Consider the following 19,832-nt stretch of genomic DNA (forward strand, 5'->3'; position numbering starts at 1 on the left):
GCCTTTATGCGTATCTTGCCGCCTCGTTGGCGTGCACTTGTCCCAAAAACACCTGAGGGACACCGCATTTACGCCACTATGGCGCCCGTTACTTCCTCCTGCGATGCAAGGAACACCGCATGCGACTGACCGACATATCGCTGAACTGGCTGCTCCCCGGCGGCGTGCTGCTCGTCGGAATCCTGGTGGCGGTGGCCCTGATGTCGCGCAAGCGCTCCGTCAAGCCCACCAGCTCCGAGGACTCCTGGGAGCGCAGTGAGGAGCGCCGCCGGCGCAAGGAGACGGTGTACGGCATCGCCTCCTACGCACTCCTCTTCTGCTGTGCCGCGGTGGCGGCCGCGCTCTCCTTCCACGGCCTGGTGGGCTTCGGCCAGGAGAACCTGAACCTGTCGGGCGGCTGGGAGTACCTGGTGCCGTTCGGGCTCGACGGGGCGGCGATGTTCTGCTCCGTGCTCGCCGTGCGCGAGGCCAGCCACGGTGACGCGGCTCTCGGATCCCGGTTGCTCGTCTGGCTGTTCGCCGGTGCGGCTGCCTGGTTCAACTGGGTGCACGCGCCGCGCGGCATCAGCCACGCGGGTGCGCCGCAGTTCTTCTCCGGGATGTCGCTGTCCGCGGCCATCCTCTTCGACCGCGCGCTGAAGCAGACGCGCCGCGCGGCTCTGCGCGAGCAGGGCCTCGTGCCGCGTCCGCTCCCGCAGATCCGCATCGTGCGGTGGCTGCGCGCCCCTCGCGAGACGTACGGCGCCTGGTCGCTGATGCTGCTCGAAGGGGTCCGCACCCTGGACGAGGCCGTCGAGGAGGTCCGGGACGACAAGCGCCAGAAGGAGCAGACCAAGTACCGCAGGCGCGAGCAGGGCAAGCTGGACCGGGCGCAGATCAAGGCGCTCAACCGGCAGCACCGCTCGTGGCCGCGCGGCGGGGGCGGCGGACGCCAGGTCCCCGCGCTCGACGCACCGGGCGGCCCGCAGCAGGCCGTCGCCACCACTGCGGAGCCTGCTCCAGCCGATCTTCCCGAACACGGATCGGTACTGGGCCGGCCCCCGCTGGAGCCCGTGAAGAAGAGTTCCGGGACGACCGCCCCCGCGGCGGCCTCCCGGACCGTGGACCTCACGGCGGAGGACGACACCCAGGCGCTGCCGCGCCTGGACTCGCTGGAGCGGAAGCTGGCCGATCTGGAGCAGCAGTTCGGCTGAGCCACCGGGTGGGCACCGTTGGTGACCCACCGCAGGTGAGCGATCCGCTCACCCGGCAACGACGGACCGGTGTGACACCACGTGTCACACCGGTCCGTCGTTGTTTCCGCACACCGCACCGCACATCGGGGCCCCACCAGGGGTTTCCCTCCGGGCGTCCGACCGCTAACGTCACCGCATGGACACCACTTGGTTGATCGCCATGGCCGTTGTGATCGTCGCTGCCGTGGCCACGGGATTCGTCCGCGGCAGCTGAGCCGCGGGCCGGCGCGCCCGGCCGGCGGCACTCAGGGGCGGGGGACGTTGCGCAGGTTGGTGCGCGCCATCTGCACCATCCGCCCCACTCCCCCGTCGAGCACGATCTTGCTCGCGGACAGGGCGAAGCCCGTCACCATCTCGGCGCTGATCTTGGGCGGGATGGAGAGCGCGTTCGGGTCGGTGACGATGTCGACCAGGGCGGGTCCCTTGTGCTTGAAGGCGTCCTTGAGCGCCTTCGTCAGGTCCTTGGGCTTCTCGACGCGGACCCCGTACGCCCCGGCCGCCGTGGCGATGGCCGCGAAGTCCGGGTTGTGGTTGGTCGTGCCGTACGAGGGCAGACCCGCCACCAGCATCTCCAGCTCCACCATGCCGAGCGCCGAGTTGTTGAACAGCACGACCTTCACCGGCAGGTCGTGCTGGACGAGGGTGAGGAAGTCACCCATCAGCATGGAGAACCCGCCGTCGCCGGACATCGACACGATCTGCCGGTTCCGGTCGGTGAACTGGGCGCCGATGGCCTGCGGCATGGCGTTCGCCATCGAACCGTGGCTGAACGAACCGATGACACGGCGGCGGCCGTTGGGAGTCAGGTAGCGCGCGGCCCACACGTTGCACATGCCGGTGTCGACCGTGAACACGGCGTCGTCGTCGGCCACCTCGTCCAGGACGGACGCGACGTACTCCGGGTGGATCGGGAGGTGCTTCTCCACCTTGCGGGTGTACGCCTTGACGACGCCCTCCAGCGCGTCCGCGTGCTTCTTCAGCATCTTGTCCAGGAAGCGGCGGTTCTTCTTCTCCGCGACCCGCGGCGTCAGCGCGGTCAGCGTCTCGCGCGCGTCACCCCAGATCGCGAGGTCCAGCTTGGAGCGCCGGCCCAGGTGTTCGGGCCGAATGTCGACCTGCACGATCTTCACGTCGGTGGGCAGGAAGGCGTTGTACGGGAAGTCGGTGCCGAGCAGGATCAGCAGGTCGCACTCGTGGGTGGCCTCGTACGCGGCGCCGTACCCGAGGAGCCCGCTCATCCCCACGTCGAAGGGATTGTCGTACTGGATCCACTCCTTGCCCCTCAGTGCGTGCCCCACGGGTGACTTGACCTTCTCCGCGAACTCCATCACCTCGGCGTGCGCCCCGGCGGTGCCGCTGCCGCAGAACAGGGTGACGCGGTCCGCCTCGTCCACCATCCGGGCCAGCTGCTCGATCTCGTCGTCGCCCGGCCGCACCGTGGGCCTGCCGGTGACGAGCGCGTGCTCAAGCGCGTGGTCGGGCGCGGGCGCCGCGGCGATGTCACCGGGGAGCGTCACCACACTGACGCCCTGCTGGCCGATCGCGTGCTGGATGGCGGTCTGGAGGACCCGGGGCATCTGCTTCGGGTTGGAGATCATCTCGTTGTAGTGGCTGCACTCCTCGAAGAGCGCGCTCGGATGCGTCTCCTGGAAGTACGCCGTGCCGATCTCCGCGGACGGGATGTGCGACGCGAGGGCCAGGACCGGCGCCATCGAGCGGTGGGCATCGTAGAGGCCGTTGATGAGGTGGAGGTTGCCGGGGCCGCAGGAGCCGGCGCATGCCGCCAGCTTCCCGGTGATCTGCGCCTCGGCGCCCGCGGCGAAGGCGGCGGCCTCCTCGTGGCGCACATGCACCCAGTCCAGCCCCGGGGTGCGGCGGATCGCGTCGACGACGGGGTTCAGGCTGTCGCCGACGACCCCGTACATCCTCTCGACACCTGCCTTGACAAGGATCTGGACGAACTGTTCGGCGACGTTCTGCTTGGCCATGCCTGAGCGCCTTTCCCTGCGGGTGGAAGTCCATCAAAACCACGGCCGGTGACGTTACGCCTCCCAGACGCCGACAGCCGTGCGGTCGTCCGCGTACCCCTTCGCCCGTAGTTGTACATCGGCGAGGTACTCCACCAGGCTCGGCGCCCCGGGCCCTGACCAGCGCGCGCTGAGCGCCCCGGCGAGGCCCGGCTCCCCGCGCAGCGGCTCGGCGAGGCCGTCACCGCACAGCAGCAGGGTGTCGCCGGCCCGGGCCGTGGAGGCATGGAACCGGAACGGCTGGTCGGGTGCCGGTACGGGGTCCTCCACCAGCGGCGGACGCACCTGCGGGATGCCGAAGTCGATGGTGAGGCGGTCGCCGTCGGGGCTCTCGGGCGGCAGGCCGAGCGGCCCTGCGCCCTCCGGCTGCCCGGACCCTTCCCCGAACCCGTCCCCGGCCCCCTGGCTGCCCGCCCAAGGCCCGGAGGAGACCGGCAGGCCGGGTTCGAGGTCCTCCCACTCATGGTCCCTGAGCCGGAACAGGCCCCCAGTGCCCACTCCGAAGAACACCCGGAGGCGCACCCGGGGGTCGGCGGACAGGAGCAGGCAGCGCAGGCTCGTCCCGTACTCGTCGGCGCCGAGGCCGAGCGCGGCAGCGCGGGCGCGCAGCTTGCCGTACGTACGGTCGGTGAGGCGGTGCAGCCCCGATGTGAGGGCCTCGGCGCGGGCATCCTTTATGTCCTCGGCGAGCCGGGCATGGCTGCGGCAGACGGCCTCGCCGATCCACCGGCACGCGTCCGCGGCCGCCCGGTGCCCACTCCCGGCCGCGCGGGCGCCGGTCGCGACGGCGACCAGTACGAGCGCGTCGGCGCCGCTCCCGAAGCGCGCGGTGAGCAGCGCGTCGCGCCGGTGCTCGCCGCGGTAGCGCGCCGAGTCCCCGCGGACCGAAGCCGCACGCAGGGTGTATGTGCCGTACCGGGCCCCGTCCAGCACGGTGTCCGGCACGACATGGTCCAGCGCACCGGTGGTGGTGAGCGGCAGGGCGGTCGGCTCGGAGTCGTAGGTGGGCGGCCGGAATCCCACGAACCCGACCCGTGGCCGCTCGGGCCCTTCGACCGGGGCGGCCGCTTCCGGCGGTGCGGTGGGCGCTTCGAGCGGCAGCCGAGGCCGCCCCGACACGGGCGCGCCCTCGGGCGGCGCGGTGGCCCCGGGCCCGGCGGGAACCGTTTCGGCCCGGGCCGGGGCCGGGCTCGCCGGTGGCGCGGCGGGAGGCGCGGGTGTCCGCGAGGGAGTGGGCCGCACGTCCCTCGGGGCGGTGGGCGGGGTCCAGGGACGGGAGGGTGGCTGGGGTGGTACGGGAGGGGGCGGTGACGCGTGCGCCGGTGGCACGGCGGGGCCGGGCCGGGGGGCACCGCCCGCGCGCGGATCCGCCGGCGCGTCCCACGGCCGCGCGGACGCCGGGCTGTTGCCGTGCCCGGGGGCGGGCGGCGCGGACGAGACGGACGGGGAGGAGCGACGCGGAAGGGGCGGCGGGACCGCCGGAGGCTCGGCGGGCCCGGAGGACTCGGGGGACTCTGGTGACTCGCCGGGCTCGGGGAGCTCGGCGGGCCCGGAGGACTCGGGTGACTCGCCGCGCTCGGGGGGCTCGGGCCGCTCCGCGCCCTCCCGGTTGTCCGGGCTCTCCGGGGCGGCCTCTGGCGACCGAACGGCGGTCGTCCGGGCGGGGCCGGTGGCCAGGGCGGGCGGGTCCGCCCGGTCGGCCGGGACGGGAGCGGGTCCCGCCGTTCCATCCGGTTCCACGGTCGGGGCGGATCCCGTGGCCGGCCGCGCCGGGTCGCCCGGTGTCCCCCCGGCCGCCCCGAAGGCGGACGGGCGTGTCGCCGGCTCCCCGCTCGGGGAGGGCAGGGGCCGGGCGTCCGAAGGGGTGTACGGGGGAGGTTCCCAGGGCGCCCGCGGCGCGTTTTCCCACCAGGCGGGCGGCCTGCGGTGCGACTCCCGGGCCCCCTCGGTGACGCCGGACTCCCCGGCAGCGGGAGCGGCCGCGGGCCGCTCCGCCGCTCGGGGTCCTCCGGCCTCCTCGGCGGTCCGGTGGGCCGACGACCCCTGGAACGACTCGGGCTCCCGGGTCTCCTCGGTCTCCTGAGCCGGCTCGGTCTCCCGGGTTTCCCCGGGTTCCCGGGCCGGCCGGCCGTGCCCGGGCCCCGTGGACTCCCCCGGTTGCCGGGACTCCGGCACGGACACCGCGTGCGTCGCCGACGCGAACCTGTCGTCCAGTGTGTCGCCCGGCGCCGGGCCGCCCGTACCGGTGTCCGGCGACGTCTCGTCGTACAGCCGGTTCCACCAGTCGTCGTCGGCCGGAGCGGACCGCTCCCCCTGCTTGCTCATGCCCCTTATCCTCGACCGCTCGGGTCGTGCGAAAACGGGCATTGCCAAAAATGAGGACCGGCCGGGACGCGGGGGCGCGTACGTGGGAATGGCGAGGGCCGTCGCCAAGCCCGGCGCCCTCCTGCGGCCGGCCGGTCGAAGTCCACCGTCACACCCCCACCCCCCACGGGAAGGACGCGCGGCAGACGACCTCGGAGAGGCATATGACCGTGGTCTGTTGCAGCTCCGACGTGCCTACCTTGGCAGAATTACCCGCGGTACAGGGCACGATGTAAGCGGCGGTTTTACGCCGCGGCCGTTTTCCGCCACGGGTAAGGGGCTTGAGCCGCCACCGGTGAAGCACGGGGGCAGGACATGGGGAGGGGAATCGGGTGCTGGGTGCCATTGGACTCGACGAAAGACAGGAGTCCGCGTACCGCGCGCTGGTGGCGATAGGGGCCGCGGACCTCGCGGAACTCGCCCACCGGCTCGCGCTGCCGGAGCACGACATCGAGATCGCGTTGCGCCGCCTGGAGCGGCACGGCCTGGCGGCCCAGTCGCCCGCCCGCGCGGGACGCTGGGTGGCCGCCCCGCCCACGCTGGCACTGGGGGCGCTGCTGACACAGCACCGCCACGAACTGGAGCAGGCGGAGCTGGCCGCGGTGCTGCTGGCGCAGGAGTACCGCGCCGAGAGCAGCGAGGCCGCCGTACACGACCTGGTCGAGGTCGTGACCGGCGCGAGCGCCGTCTCGCACCGCTTCCGGCAGCTCCAGCTCGGTGCGGTGGAGGAGGTGTGCGCCCTGGTCACCGGCACGCCCATCGCGGTGACGGGATCGGAGAACACGGCCGAGGAAGAGGCGGCGAGGCGCGGGGTGCGCTACCGCGTCGTCCTCGCACAGGAGGTGCTGTCGGCGCCGGGCGGGATCGACGAGCTGAGTACGGCGCTCAGCCGCGACGAGCAGGTCCGGGTGATCGACACGGTGCCGACCAAGCTGGTGATCGCGGACCGGGGACTCGCGATGGTCCCGCTGACCGGGCCCGCCTCCGAGCCCACCGCGCTGGTCGTCCACGCGAGTGGACTGCTGGACTCGCTGTACGGGCTGTTCGAGGCGGTCTGGCGCGACTCGATGCCGCTGGCGCTGGACACGGTCGGTGCGGTGCGGGCCGATGGGACGCCCGAGCCGGACGTCACGGATCTGCGCGTCCTCTCGCTCCTGCTGGCAGGCCTGACGGACGCGAGTGTCGCCAAGCAACTCGATCTGGGGCTGCGGACCGTGCAGCGTCGGGTGAAGGGGCTGATGGAGATGAGCGGCGTGACCACACGACTGCAGCTGGGGTGGCACGCCTACGAGCGCGGCTGGGTGGCGCGGGAGGCGAACCGGGGCTGAGCCCCCGCCGGCGGCCGGAGCCGTCCGCGTCCTCGCCCGTCCCCCGTCCTGTCTTCCCCTGTCCCCGGGCCCGAGACCTGCCGGCCCACCCTGGCCGCTGGTCTGCGGGAATGACCCGCGTCCGGCAGGCTTGACGCATGGACGTGTGGCAGCTGGTGCTGGTCGGCCTGGTCATGCTGCTCGGTCTTCTGGGGGTGCTGATTCCCGGCGTGCCGGGCCAGGCGATCGTCTGGGCCGCGGTGGTGTGGTGGGCACTGTCCGACACCTCCGGCGCCGCCTGGGTGGTGCTGATGGTGGCGACCGCCCTGCTGCTGGTGAACCAGGCCCTGAGACCCCTGCTGCCCTCGCGCCGCACCGGCCGCACGGGGGCGCCGCGGCGGACACTCGCCGTGGGGGGCGTCTGGGCGGTCGTGGGTTTCTTCGTGCTGCCCGTGGTGGGCGGAGTCGTCGGTTTCGTGGGGGGCGTGTACGGCGCCGAACACCACCGGCTCGGCAGCCACCGGGACGGCTGGGCGTCCACCCGGACGCTGATGCGTGGCGCGGGCGTGCCGCTCCTCGTGGAGCTCTACGCGTGCCTGCTCGCCGTGGCGGCGTGGATCGCGGCACTCATCTGGGCATGAGGGTCCCGGTGTGCCGTCGCCGCACGAGGCCCCGCGTCGTGCGGCGACGAGGCCCCGCCCCCCGCGTCTTCGCCGTACGAGGCCCCGCCCCGGCGTCTTCGCCGTACGAAGCCCCCTCGTCCTCGCTCGTCCTCCCTCGCGGGAAGCATCGCGCGGGGGAGGTGCGGCGCCCCCGCGACGCACCGACGTCGGGGACGCGCGGCCCATCGCGCCCGTTCGTCCACACGGGTGACGCGCCGGGGGCGCGAAGGTCACACCGAGCGGCGGTGAGGAGGAGCCCACCTCACAACACGCGCCCCGCCGGACCCTGCCATACCCTCACTAGAAGGGAGCACAGTGCCACGGGCGGCCCGAGAGTCCGCGTGGCCTGCGCGGCCCGTCCGGCCCGGGCACCGACGTGAACGGCCCCGGGCGACAACAGGACAACCACGGCACACCGGCATCCGTGCCGCCTTCGCGCGGGACCAGCCGTGCCGCCTTCGCGCAGAACCGAGGGATCGCCATGGCCGAAGCCCCCGCCGCCCCGCCCCATGACGGAGAGCACCGCGTCGACCTGGTCGTACGCGGGGCGGATGTGTACACCCTGGATCCCGACCGCCCCCGGGCGTCGGCGCTGGCCGCGCGGGACGGCCGGGTGGTGGCGTTGGGGACCGACTGGGACATCGAAAGGCTCGTCGGTCCGAACACCCGTGTCGTGGACGCGGGCGGCCGTATGCTCATGCCGGGGCTGGTGGACGTGCACACCCACCTCGGGTTCGGCGGGCGGGCCGCCGCGTGGGAGCTGGTCCTGCCGCCCATGTCCGGCGTGACCGAGATCCTCGGTTGCGTACGGGACCAGGCGCGGGCCCTCGGCCCCGACGAGTGGGTGGTGGGCGGCACGCTCATCGGGCCGGTGTTCCAGGCGGTCGGCAACCCGGCCATGCTGGCGGCCCTGGACGAGGTGAGCGAGGGCCGTCCGGTGATGCTGCGGGACGACTCACTGCACCACAGGTGGGTCAACTCGCGGGCCCTGGAGATCCTCGGCGTCGGGGACGCGACACCGGACCCGCCCTCGGGCCGGTATGTACGGGACAGCGCAGGGCACGCGGTCGGACTGCTGCTGGGCGCGCCCTCCACGGACGCCGAACTGGCCGCGCGGCAGGCGGTGGCGGACACCCACGAGCAGGACCTGCGTTCGGCCCGCACGGCGGTGTCGATCCTCAACTCGGTCGGTGTGACCGCGACGCAGGACGCGGCGACGATGGGCGCGTGGCTGGAGGTGTTCACGGAGCTGGACCGGGCGGACGGGCTGAACGCCTGGGTCGTCGGGTCCCTGCCCGCACGGGAGTTCATCGAGCCGGGTCCGGTGGGACCGGAGCTGTTCGACTCCGCGCCTCGGCTCAGGTCGCCGCACGTGCGGCCGGACTTCGTGAAGGCCGTCCTGGACGGTGTGCCCACGACGCGCACGTCGAAGTTCCTCGAACCGTACCGGGCGGTGGCCGGGGCCGGCGGCCCGGACGAGGGCGGCGAGGACTACGCGGGCGAGAACCTCTTCACCGACGGGGAGTTGCTGCTGCTGCTGGAGGAGGCGGTGGCCCGCGGCCTGCACGCGAAGCTGCACGCGACGGGCGACGGCACGGTACGGCAGGTGCTGGACGCGGTGCAGCGGCTGCGCGAACGCCACGGAGACGGACCCGTCTTCCATCTCGCGCACCCCGAGTTCGTGCACCCGGACGACGTGGCCCGCTTTCGTGAACTCGACGTCGTGGCCGACGTGTCGCCGGCCCTGTGGTTCCCCCAGCCGATGAACGGCATCATCGCCCAGCAGGTGCGGGACCACTACATGGAGCGCATCTGGCCGTTGCGGGAGCTGCACGAGGCCGGTTCGCACATCGCGGCGGGCTCCGACTGGCCGGTCGCGGCGGCGCTGCCGAACCCGTGGCTGAGCATCGAGGCCATGGTGACACGCCGCAACCCCGACCCGACCTTTCCCGGCGAACTGGCACCCGGTCAGGCCCTGGACCTCACCACCGCGGTCGGCGCGCACACGGTGAGGGCGGCGGAGGCCATCGGCCTCTCCCATGAGACAGGCCGACTGAAGCCGGGCATGTCGGCGGACTTCATCATCCTCGACCGCCCGCTCTTCGGTATCCCCGTGACGGAGATCCACGCGACGCAGGTCGTCCAGACCTGGTTCGCCGGACGCCAGGTCCACTGCTGACGGCGAGGCGGCCTGCGGCTGCGGCCCGGGGACACCGCCCGGTCCGGGGGCCCGCGTCAGTTTGCGCGGGCGTGCGCCCGGCGCCACGTGTGGAGGGGCCGCGGGGCTGCCGCCCCGCCCCACCGGACGGCGCGTGGCGTGGGCCGCAACGCCACCGCTGCGCAAAGGAGCCGGCCGACGTGCTCAGGGGCCGCCTTCCTCCAGAAGCCGCCTGCTCCGGTCTCCGATCTCCGGTGGCCCTGGCCTTGCCGGGCGGGGGCACTGACGCACGCCACGGTGCGGCCCCCGGGCTGCCTGCGGATCCCGGGCGGATCCCGGGCGCCCCGGAGCGGGACGCGACCGATGACCGATGCCACCGCACGGCGGACGTGTGAGGCTGGGCGCATGGCAGAGTTCAGCGGCGCGGAGCGCGCCTACCTCACGACCCAGCGGCTCGGGCGTCTCGCGACCGTGGACCGGCACGGCCAGCCTCAGGCGAACCCGGTGGGGTTCTTCCTGCGGGACGACGGAACGGTCCTGATCGGCGGCCACGCGCTGGGCACCACCAAGAAATGGCGCAATCTGCGCAGCAATCCGCGCGTCGCGCTGGTGGTGGACGACATCGCGAGCGAACACCCCTGGCGGGTCCGCGGCGTCGAAATCCGCGGTGAGGCAGACCTGTTGACGGGCCCCCACGGCCTCGGGGCCCATCTGAGCGAGGAGTTGATCCGTATCAGCCCCCATAAGATCCACAGCTGGGGCCTCGGCGAGCCGGAGGAGGTGCCCAGGGCCACGGCATGACGGCCGCCGTCCCCCGGTCTGAGTCCGGCTCCGGCTCCGGGTCCGGGTCCGGAGCCGGAGCCGGGTCCGGGTCCGGCTCCAAGTGCCCTCGGTCATCCGGCTTCCCGCCGACGCGGTTTCCCGGTCGGGTCCCCCTCATCACCCGGCCCCGTGGGCGGCGCGGCCCCTCGCTCACGCGGTCTCCCGTGGACGCGGCCGGGCCCTCAGGCCATGCCCACGTGGTGGGCCGCGTAAGAGCGCCAGGGACGCCAGGCCTCACGGGCGTTCTCCGTCTCCGGGTCCGCGGGCCACACGTCCGGGTCGCCCAGCGCCCGCATCCGGATCAGCGCCGCGGTGTGGGGGTGCACACCGGGTACGGCGCGCAGCGCCCGTTCCGTCTCGTCGCGGTCGGCGCCCGGGTCGAGCCGTACGGTGCCGTCGGCGAGCGCGGTGGCCAGCGGCCCCGCCACCGGGTGCGCGCGCAGCGCCCGTGCCCGGGGGAAGAGACGGTTCGGGCCACCGGCCGGGGCGGACACACCCTCGCCGTGAGCTACCACGGCCGCCGCCGCTGCCTCCGGGCCCAGCACCGCGCGCAGCGCGTACTCCTCCGGATCGGCGGTGCCCGGCGAGCGGAGCCCGGGCCGCGCCGCGACGGCCTGGGCGAGGCGGGGATCGGCGCCGAGGCGGTCGTCCACCGCGTAGGGGTCGGCGTCCAGGTCGAACAGGCGCCGCAGGCGCTGGACGGCGGTGGTCAGGTCGCGCAGGTCGGTCAGGTGGAGGCGGGCCTCAAGCCAGCCCGTGCGGGTGGCCGGACCCGGTCGCCCGGGATGGCGCCGCTCCTGAACCGCGGCGACCGCCGGGCCGTGCGGCAACCGCAGCGTGCGGCGGTACGTGCGCTCGCCCGGCGCACCGCTGATCTCCTCGACACCCGTCAGCGCCTCGCGCGCCAGCAGGTCGAAGACCTCACGCGCCGCGTAGGGGCCCCGGTGGGCGAGGCGCAGCGGGACGCCGGCGCCGGCCGGTGCCTGCACCGTGCCCGTACCGGACTCGGCCCGCAACTCGCTCGGCGTGCGGGCGTAGATCTGCCGCATGGTGTCGTTGAACTGGCGCACGCTCGCGAAGCCGGAGGCGAACGCGATCTCCGTGACCGGCAGCCCGGTCGTCTGGAGCAGGATCCGCGCGGTGTGCGCCCGTTGGGCGCGGGCGAGGGCGATCGGGCCCGCGCCGAGTTCGGCGGTGAGCTGGCGCTGTACCTGGCGGGTGCTGTAGCCGAGGCGGCCCGCGAGCCCGGGCACGCCTTCACGGTCCACCACGCCGTCCCCGATCATGCGCATGGCGCGGCCGACGACATCCGCGCGGACGTTCCACTCGGCGGATCCGGGCACGGCGTCGGGTCGGCACCTGCGGCACGCGCGGAAGCCGTGCCCCTGCGCGGCGGCCGCGGTGGGGAAGAAGCGCACGTTCCGCCGCTTGGGGGTGACGGCGGGGCAGCTGGGCCGGCAGTAGATGCCGGTGGTCTCCACGGCGAAGAAGAACACCCCGTCGAACCTGGCGTCCCGGCCTGCCACCGCCTCGTAGCGCGTCTCCTCGTCCATGGCCGCGTGTGTCATGCCGTCCAGTGTGGACCCGGCCGCCACCTGCGGCGCGCGGGTTTCGGACATGGAGTGAGCTGTCCGGCGGCCGAGTTGCGGGGTTCGGCCGCCCCTCCCCCGCATCTGCCGCGCCCCGCCGCGTGCGCGGCGGCGGGGCGCACCGGACGACCGGCCGCCCGGGCGTCCAGGAACCCGCTGCCCGGGCACGCACCCGCCGCGCCGCGGAGAGTCACCCGTCCGGAGGAACGCTCGACGCGGCGGACGGGCGGTCGTACGGGGTGAGACGACGACGGGGAGAGCGGGCGAGGGGCAGAGCGGCTACCGGTAGTGGCGGCCGCCCCGCTTGGCCTCGGTGTCCGCCCTGCTCTGGGCGCCCCTGGCCTTCCACTCCCTGCGCATCTGGGCCCGCACCCGGGCGTCGGTCTTGGCGATGATGTGCCGGTTCTCGCGCTGGAGTTTGCGGTAGCTCTCCAGTCTGCGGAAGGAGAGCGTCCCGTCGTCGACGGCGGCGATCACGGCGCAGCCGGGCTCCGCCGTGTGGGCGCAGTCCTGGAACCGGCACTCCCCCGCCAGCTCCTCGATCTCCGCGAAGACCTGCCCGACCCCGGCCCGGGCGTCCCACAGGCCGACGCCGCGCAGGCCAGGGGTGTCGATCACGACGCCGCCCCCCGGCAGCGGGACCAGGTTGCGGGTCGTGGTGGTGTGCCGGCCCTTCCCGTCGACGTCCCGGATGGCCTGCACCTCCATGGCGTCGGTCCCGGTCAGGGCGTTCACGAGGGTGGACTTGCCCGCACCCGACGCGCCGAGCAGCACGGACGTACCGCCGCCGACCAGCGCGGACAGCGCCTCGACACCGGTCCCCGCCTCGGCGCTGACGGCCAGGACGGGTACCCCGGGAGCCGCCGTCCGGACATCCTGCACGAGGTGCGCGAGGACGGTGGGGTCGCCGACCAGGTCCGCCTTGGTCAGGACGAGCACGGGACGCGCGCCGCTCTCCCAGCCGAGCGCGAGGAACCGCTCCACGCGGCCCAGTTCCAGTTCGGCGGCGAGAGAGATCGCGATGACGGCGTGATCGACGTTCGCGGCGAGGATCTGCCCCTCGGACCGCTTGGAGGAGGCCGACCGTACGAACGCGGTACGGCGCGGCAGGCAGGCCCGGACGAACCGGGGATCGCCGCCCGCGTCGACGGCGGCCCAGTCGCCGGTGCAGATCACCCGCAGCGGGTCGTGCGGGGTGACGTACGCGGTGTCGGCGTGCACGGCACCGCCGGCGGTGACGAGATCGCACCGGCCGCGGTCGACCCTGACCACCCGTCCGGGCACCAGGCCCTGGGCCGCGTACGGAGCGAACTCGGCGTCCCAGCGCGCGTCCCACCCGTACGGGGTGAGCGGGCGGGCGGACGCGGGGAGCGAGGGAGTGGGGAGGGGAGAAGAAGAGTCGGAGGAGGGAACGGGGGACGCGAACGAAGACACGGGGGCCCTTCGGGCAGCACGAGAAGGATGGGTAAGGCCCCGGCGGCGTACGGAAGTTCAGTGCGGGCCCGAACAGCCCGGGCGGCCCGAACGGTACGGGCGGCTCGAAGCGTGCGATCGGGCCCGACGACGGCAGGCCGAAGTGCTCCGTGAGCCCGGAGGGCTCGAACGGCGCGTACGGTCCTGACGACTCAGCCGGAGACCTGGAGGAGGAACACGAACCGGATGCGGGCAGCGCCCGTCGCCATGACAGCCATCGGTCATACCTCCTCGTCCTGGGCCGCACGTCGTCCCCGACGGGACGGCTTCTCGTTCTCGCCGTGCCGGCCACTCGACAGGCCGACCGCTCGCCCCGGCGGCGCGGCCGGATGATCGGTCGGCGCCGGAGACATGAGTACGTTAGGGCGCCCGGCGGAGTGGCGGCAAACAGTTTTCCGCGCCCGCACGCCGCCCGGATGGCCGGCACCGCGCCCCGCATGCCCCGGCGCCCTCTCGGCACCTTCGCCGCGCCACCCACGGCCCGCCCCCACCGCACCCTTCGCCGCGCCACCCACGGTCTGCCCCGGGCGCTCACCGACAGCCCGACCGAGCAGTCTCCTCCGGCGAGTCCCCCCGGGCGCCGAGCAGCGCGACTGCCGATTCCTCCCGTGTCCTCACGCGCCGGCCCTGAGCGGTGGACGCCGCTATGCCGCGTTTGCATTAGCCCGCGTGTGCAATTATTGTGAACGCGCGTAAGACGCTTACGCTTGAGAAAGGTTCCTCCCATGCCTCTCGCGCTCCTGGCCCTCGCCATCGGGGCCTTCGGGATCGGCACCACCGAATTCGTCGTGATGGGCCTGCTGCCGAACATCGCGGGCGACTTCGGTGTGTCCGTACCCACGGCCGGCTTCCTCGTGACCGGCTACGCGCTCGGCGTGATGCTGGGGGCGCCGCTGATGACCGTGGTCGGCACCAAGATCTCCCGCCGGCGCATGCTGATGCTCCTGATGGTCCTGTTCATCGTCGGGAACGTCCTGTCGGCCGTGGCGCCCGTCTTCGGCGTCATGCTGATCGGCCGGGTGGTGGCGTCCCTCGCGCACGGCGCGTTCTTCGGCATCGGATCGGTGGTCGCCGCGGAACTCGTCGCCCCGGAGAAGAAGGCCGGCGCGATATCGATGATGTTCACCGGCCTCACCGTCGCCAACGTCATCGGTGTGCCGCTGGGCACCCTCGTGGGGCAGCACACCAGTTGGCGCCTCACCTTCCTGATCGTCGCCGCGCTCGGCGTCCTGGGCCTCGCGGGCATCGCGAAACTCGTTCCCGACCTGCCCCGGCCGGAAGGGGTTCGGCTGCGGGACGAGGTCGCGGCCTTCAGGAACGTCCAGGTGCTGCTGGCCATGGCGATGACCGTCCTCGGATTCGGCGGTGTGTTCGCGGCCGTCACCTACATCGCGCCGATGATGACCCACGTCGCCGGCTACGCAGAGTCCTCCGTCACCTGGCTGCTCGTGCTGTTCGGGCTCGGCATGGTGGCAGGCAACCTCGTCGGGGGCCGGTTCGCGGACCGCAGGCTGATGCCGATGCTGTACACCGCACTCGGCGGACTCGCCGTCGTGCTCGCGCTGTTCACCGTGGGGGCGCACGACAGGACCGCGGCGGCCGTCGCCGTTTTCCTGATCGGCGCGCTCGGCTTCGCGACCGTCCCACCGCTCCAAAAGCGCGTCCTCGACCACGCGTACGGGGCTCCCACGCTGGCCTCGGCCGTCAACATCGGCGCCTTCAACGCGGGCAACGCGCTGGCGGCCTGGCTCGGCGGGCTGGTCATCTCGGCGGGCGCCGGGTACACCGCGCCGAACTGGGTCGGAGCCGCCCTCGCGGCCTCCGCCCTGGTCCTCGCGCTCACGTCGGCCGGGCTGGAGCGCCGGTCCGCCTCGGCGACCACGCCTGGTGGTGCCGTCGCCGAGGCGCACCTGCCCGATCCGTCCGCGCCGGACGGCGGGGCACCCGGTGGCGCTCCCGCGGTCGAAGCACCGCAGGGCGAACGGCCGGTGGCGGCCCCCGGCGCCCGCTGAGCCCGTACCGGCTCCCTCGTCCCCCTGCCGTCTCCCCCGGTGGCGCCGCGCCCGTTCCCGGGGCCGCCTTCCCACATGTCACTCCCCGGCCCCTCCGGGGCCCTTTCCCACTCTTCAAGGAGCACACCGCATGTCCCCCACTCCCCTCCCCGCCGCTTCCGTCCCCTCGGTCACGCTGAACAACGGTGTCCCGATGCCGCGGCTCGGCTTCGGTGTCTTCCAGGTACCGGACGACGAGACCACCGCCGCCGTGAGCACGGCGCTGGAGGCCGGCTACCGCAGCATCGACACGGCCGCGGTCTACGGCAACGAACGCGGCGTCGGCCGCGCCCTCGCCTCCTCGGGCATCGCCCGCGAGGATCTCTTCGTCACCACGAAACTGTGGAACGCCGACCAGGGGTACGAGGCCGCGCAGGCCGCGTTCGACGTATCGCTGGACAAGCTCGGGCTCGACTTCGTCGATCTCTACCTGATCCACTGGCCGGCCCCGGCGAAGGACGCCTACCTCGACACCTGGCGGGCGCTCGAAAAGCTGCTGGCCGACGGCCGTGTCCGGGCCATCGGCGTGTCCAACTTCCAGCCCGCGCACCTCCAGCGGCTGATCGACAGCTCCGCCACCGTGCCCGCCGTCAACCAGATCGAGCTCCATCCTGGCCTGCAGCAGCGGGAGTTGCGCGAGTTCCACGCCCGCCACGGCATCGTGACCGAGGCGTGGAGCCCGCTCGCGCAGGGCGCCCTCCTCGCGCAGGAAGCGGTGACCGGCATCGCCGCGCGCCACGGCAGGTCGCCCGCGCAGGTCGTGCTGCGCTGGCACCTCCAGAGCGGCAACGTCGTGATCCCCAAGTCCGTGACGCCCGAACGCATCCGGCAGAACCTGGACGTCTTCGGCTTCGAACTGTCCGGCGACGAGATGGAGGCCCTGGCCGCCCTCGACCGCGGCATGCGCACCGGACCGGACCCGGACACCCTCAACTGACTTTTGCCCAACCGGCCTTCCAGGGCTCCGGGCCGCTCGGCCCCGGCCCCCACCGCCACCCCCCACCACTCGCACCGATCAGAGGCACCCATGAGCATCTCCCGGCTGCTGCCCGGCCGTATCGGCTTCGGCACCGCGCCCCTCGGCAACATGTTCCGCGACATCCCCGACGACGAGGCCCGGGCGACGGTCGACGCCGCCTGGGACCAGGGCATCCGCTACTTCGACACGGCCCCCTTCTACGGCGCGGGCCTCGCCGAACTGCGCCTCGGCGAGGCGCTGTCCGCGAGGCCGCGCGAGGAGTACGTACTGAGCTCGAAAGTCGGCCGCCTCGTCCTCGACGAGGAAGAGGCGCCAGGCGCCCGCGACATGGGCGAGAAGGGCGGCCTGTTCGCCCATGGCCGCCCCAACAAGGTCGTCGACGACTACACGGCCGACGCCACGCTGCGCTCGATCGAGGACAGCCTGAAGCGGCTGGGGACCGGCCGGCTCGACATCGTCTGGGTCCACGACATCGCCCAGGACTTCCACGGCGACCGCTGGCTCCAGCAGTTCGACACCGCGCGCACGGGCGCGTTCCGCGCGCTGACAAGGCTGCGGGAAGAGGGCGTGATCGGGGCCTGGGGCATCGGCGTCAACCGGGTGGAGCCCCTGGAGCTGGCGCTCGCCCTGGACGAGCCCCGTCCCGACGCGTTCCTGCTGGCGGGCCGCTACACGCTGCTCGACCACGAACGCGCGCTGCAGCGGCTGCTGCCCGCGGCGCGGGAAGCGGGCGTCGACATCGTCGCCGGCGGTCCGTACAGCTCGGGAGTACTCGCCGGCGGACGCCACTTCGAGTACCAGGACGCGCCCGCCGAGGTCGTCGAGCGCGTCGCCCGCATCAAGGCGCTCGCGGACCGCCATGGCATCCACATCAAGTCCGCGGCCCTGCAGTTCACGCTCGGGCACCCCGCCGTCGCGGCCGTGATCCCCGGCGCCACCAAGCCGGGCCGCATCGCGGAGGACCTCGCCGCTCTCGACGAGCGGGTACCGGCCGCCTTCTGGCAGGACCTGCGGGCGGACGGCCTGATCGCCCCCGACGCCCCGGCCCCGCGGGGCTGAGAGGCCCGCGGACGGCGGTGACCGTGCACGCCGAAGGGCGCGCGCCCCGGCAGGGACCGGTGCGCACGCCCTCGGTGGCCGGCTCAGCCGGTCAGGTCACTTGCTGAGGAGCTTCGACGCCAGGGTCGCGGCGTTGTAGGAGCCCCAGCCCGTGGTGAAGTCCCAGCCCGTGGCCGCGGAGTAGGCGCCGTTGTTGCCACTGGTGACGTCGTGGAAGCCGGTGCCTGCCGCCGCGTAGAGCGCCGGGTTGGCGGAGCCGAGGTTGGGCTTGCCCGCCGCGGCCGCCTGCTGGTTGTACAGCGCGGCGAAGGCCGCCCATTCCGGCGCCGCGGCGCTGGTGCCGCCGACCTGTCCCCAGCTGCCCTGGGAGTAGATCGAGACACCGGGGCTCGGGTTGGCCAGGGCCGCCACGTCGGGCACCTGGCGGTTGCCGCCGCCCTGGCTCTTCTGGACCGGGGTCTGCCAGCTCGGGATCTTGAAGACGCTGGACTTGCCGCCACCGCCGCCGCTCCAGGCGGTCTCCTTGCTCCACACGTTCGAGGAGGTGACGGTCAGCGTGGTGCCGCCGACGCCGGTCACGTTCGGGTCGCTCGCCGGGTAGTCGACCGAGGTCCCGCCGGTGCCCGCGTCGTCGGAGCCGCTGTCACCGGAGGCCGCGAAGAAGCCGAGGCCCTCGGCGGCGCCCTGTGCGAAGACGGCGTCGACCGCGCTGATGTTGGAGCTGGTGCGCTGGGACTCGGCCGCGCCCCAGCTGATCGACGTGGTGGGAATGCCGCTGTCGACGATGGCCTGGTACGTGTCGACCTCGCCCGCGTCGGAGTTGGGGCCCTCGAAGACCGTCACGGCGGCCTTGGGCGCCACCGCGTTCAGCACCTCGATGTCGAGTTCGACCTCGACCTGGCCGTCGCCGAGGGCGCCGGAGCCCCCGGAGACCTTCTTCACGGTGGGGGCCGCGGAGCCCAGGCCGTAGTGGCTGTCGTAGCTGGTGATGTTCGACTGCTGGAAGCCGTCGAACTCCAGCAGGGCGACCTTCTGGCCGCTTCCGGTGTACGTACCGGAGACGTTGTAGCCGCCCTTGATCTGCGCCGGCGTGTAGCCGCCGCCGGGGCCGCTGCGCGGGGTGACCTTCGCGGGCGCCGCGTGGTGCAGCACCGCGTGGTTGTTGAGGCCGGCGACGTCGCTCACGAGGGACGCGACGGCGGCGGGCACCGTGGGGGTGGAGTCGTTGGCGTAGAAGGCACGGCCCGTGGAGGCGTCCTTGTACGTGGACAGCGTGGTCCCGAACGCCTTCTGCAGCTGGGCCGCGGTGCCCTTGGCGTCGATCAGGAGGTTGCCGGAGTGGACCGTACCGACGGTGAGGCCCTGGGACTTCAGGTAGTCCTTCACCTGCGCGACCTCGGCGGTGGTCCGCCCGAAGCGGGAGGCGAACTGGGCCTTGGTCAGGTAGTGGCCGTAGTCGGCCGAGGCCGGGTCGCTCACCTTGGCGACGAACGCCGCGAGCGCGGCGCGGTCTCTCGGGGCCAGGCTCACGGCCACCGAGAGGGGCCGGTCGGCGGCGACCGAGCCGGTACGGGCCGCGTGGGCGGTGAGTCCGGGGACGACGTCGCCGGCTATCGCGGCACGGGTCGCGGCGGGGCTGGGGGTTCCGGCGGCGGCGACGGGGACCACCGCGGCGAGCAGGGCCGGAGCGGCGGCGAGAGCGAGGAACTTGAGACGTGGGGTCACGAACGGCCTCCGTGGGCAGACGAGTTCGAGTCTCGAATGGGGTGACTCCCCAGACGCTAAGGAAGAAGGGGAGTGGTTCATAAGCGGGGGAACCCTTGCTCCCCGTGTTGAGGCCGTGTTTCGTGTTGACGGGGCGTTGCGGTGGTGTTCCCGCGCGGGGCCGGCCGTCCGGCGGGAGCGCCTGGGCCCCGGCGAGGGACTTCGCCGGCCGGCGCGAAGGCGGCGCGTGCGGGCATCGTCCGAAGGTGCCGAGGGCGGGAAGGCGCCCCGCACACGGCGGTACGCGGGACCGGGGCGCGGCCGGGGGCGGCGGACGGCGCCGGCCGCGATCGGCGCGGCCTTCGCGGCTGTACGGGACAGCGAGCCGCCGGCACGGCACCT

General features: G+C 73.5%; 13 protein-coding genes. 8 read left to right on the top strand and 5 right to left on the bottom strand.

The window, feature by feature from the left end; genetic code table 11:
* The first annotated feature begins 119 nt into the window (after positions 1 to 119).
* Complete coding sequence (locus OG310_RS06645; RefSeq protein WP_329454946.1) at positions 120 to 1,193, top strand: DUF2637 domain-containing protein; 1,074 nt, start codon at positions 120 to 122, stop codon at positions 1,191 to 1,193.
* Between the two features lie 287 nt (positions 1,194 to 1,480).
* Here OG310_RS06645 and OG310_RS06650 read toward each other — a convergent pair whose 3' ends face one another.
* Both OG310_RS06650 and OG310_RS06655 read right to left on the bottom strand, forming a co-directional pair.
* Positions 1,481 to 3,223, bottom strand: a complete 1,743-nt coding sequence (locus OG310_RS06650; RefSeq protein ID WP_329454947.1) for a pyruvate dehydrogenase — start codon at positions 3,221 to 3,223, stop codon at positions 1,481 to 1,483.
* 54 nt (positions 3,224 to 3,277) lie between these two features.
* Positions 3,278 to 4,381, bottom strand: coding sequence for a protein phosphatase 2C domain-containing protein (locus OG310_RS06655; RefSeq protein WP_329454948.1), 1,104 nt, complete (start codon positions 4,379 to 4,381; stop codon positions 3,278 to 3,280).
* A 1,577-nt stretch (positions 4,382 to 5,958) separates the two neighbouring features.
* On the opposite strand from OG310_RS06655, the gene OG310_RS06660 reads away from it, so the two are divergent.
* From OG310_RS06660 to OG310_RS06675, 4 genes are all read left to right on the top strand, one after another.
* Entirely contained in the window at positions 5,959 to 6,954 is a 996-nt protein-coding gene (locus OG310_RS06660; protein WP_329454949.1) for a helix-turn-helix domain-containing protein, read from the top strand.
* A 137-nt stretch (positions 6,955 to 7,091) separates the two neighbouring features.
* Complete coding sequence (locus tag OG310_RS06665; protein WP_329454950.1) at positions 7,092 to 7,574, top strand: DUF456 domain-containing protein; 483 nt, start codon at positions 7,092 to 7,094, stop codon at positions 7,572 to 7,574.
* Between the two features lie 502 nt (positions 7,575 to 8,076).
* On the top strand, positions 8,077 to 9,774 hold the full coding sequence (locus tag OG310_RS06670; protein ID WP_329454951.1) for an amidohydrolase: 1,698 nt from the start codon (positions 8,077 to 8,079) through the stop codon (positions 9,772 to 9,774).
* 384 nt (positions 9,775 to 10,158) lie between these two features.
* Positions 10,159 to 10,554 carry a PPOX class F420-dependent oxidoreductase gene (locus tag OG310_RS06675; protein WP_329454952.1) on the top strand — a complete coding sequence of 132 codons (396 nt, stop codon included), beginning with the start codon at positions 10,159 to 10,161 and terminating at the stop codon, positions 10,552 to 10,554.
* Between the two features lie 203 nt (positions 10,555 to 10,757).
* On the opposite strand, the gene OG310_RS06680 is transcribed toward OG310_RS06675, so the two are convergent.
* Together OG310_RS06680 and rsgA are read right to left on the bottom strand one after the other, a co-directional pair.
* Positions 10,758 to 12,128, bottom strand: coding sequence for a DNA-3-methyladenine glycosylase 2 family protein (locus OG310_RS06680; RefSeq protein WP_329460049.1), 1,371 nt, complete (start codon positions 12,126 to 12,128; stop codon positions 10,758 to 10,760).
* 315 nt (positions 12,129 to 12,443) lie between these two features.
* Positions 12,444 to 13,598, bottom strand: coding sequence for a ribosome small subunit-dependent GTPase A (gene rsgA, locus OG310_RS06685; RefSeq protein ID WP_329454953.1), 1,155 nt, complete (start codon positions 13,596 to 13,598; stop codon positions 12,444 to 12,446).
* 764 nt (positions 13,599 to 14,362) lie between these two features.
* Here rsgA and OG310_RS06690 point away from each other — a divergent pair.
* The 3 genes from OG310_RS06690 to OG310_RS06700 all read left to right on the top strand — a co-directional run bounded on the left by OG310_RS06690 (position 14,363) and on the right by OG310_RS06700 (position 17,726).
* On the top strand, positions 14,363 to 15,649 hold the full coding sequence (locus OG310_RS06690; RefSeq protein ID WP_329454954.1) for an MFS transporter: 1,287 nt from the start codon (positions 14,363 to 14,365) through the stop codon (positions 15,647 to 15,649).
* A 130-nt stretch (positions 15,650 to 15,779) separates the two neighbouring features.
* The gene (locus tag OG310_RS06695) at positions 15,780 to 16,625 is read left to right on the top strand and encodes an aldo/keto reductase (protein WP_329454955.1); all 846 of its coding nucleotides are present in this window, start codon (positions 15,780 to 15,782) and stop codon (positions 16,623 to 16,625) included.
* Positions 16,626 to 16,715: 90 nt separating this feature from the next.
* Positions 16,716 to 17,726 carry an aldo/keto reductase gene (locus OG310_RS06700; protein WP_329454956.1) on the top strand — a complete coding sequence of 337 codons (1,011 nt, stop codon included), beginning with the start codon at positions 16,716 to 16,718 and terminating at the stop codon, positions 17,724 to 17,726.
* A 96-nt stretch (positions 17,727 to 17,822) separates the two neighbouring features.
* Here OG310_RS06700 and OG310_RS06705 read toward each other — a convergent pair whose 3' ends face one another.
* Positions 17,823 to 19,451 (bottom strand): S53 family peptidase, encoded by a 1,629-nt coding sequence (locus OG310_RS06705; protein ID WP_329454957.1) that lies wholly within the window; start codon positions 19,449 to 19,451, stop codon positions 17,823 to 17,825.
* Positions 19,452 to 19,832 lie beyond the last annotated feature (381 nt).

It is taken from the genome of Streptomyces sp. NBC_01497 (assembly GCF_036250695.1).
Classification (GTDB): domain Bacteria; phylum Actinomycetota; class Actinomycetes; order Streptomycetales; family Streptomycetaceae; genus Streptomyces.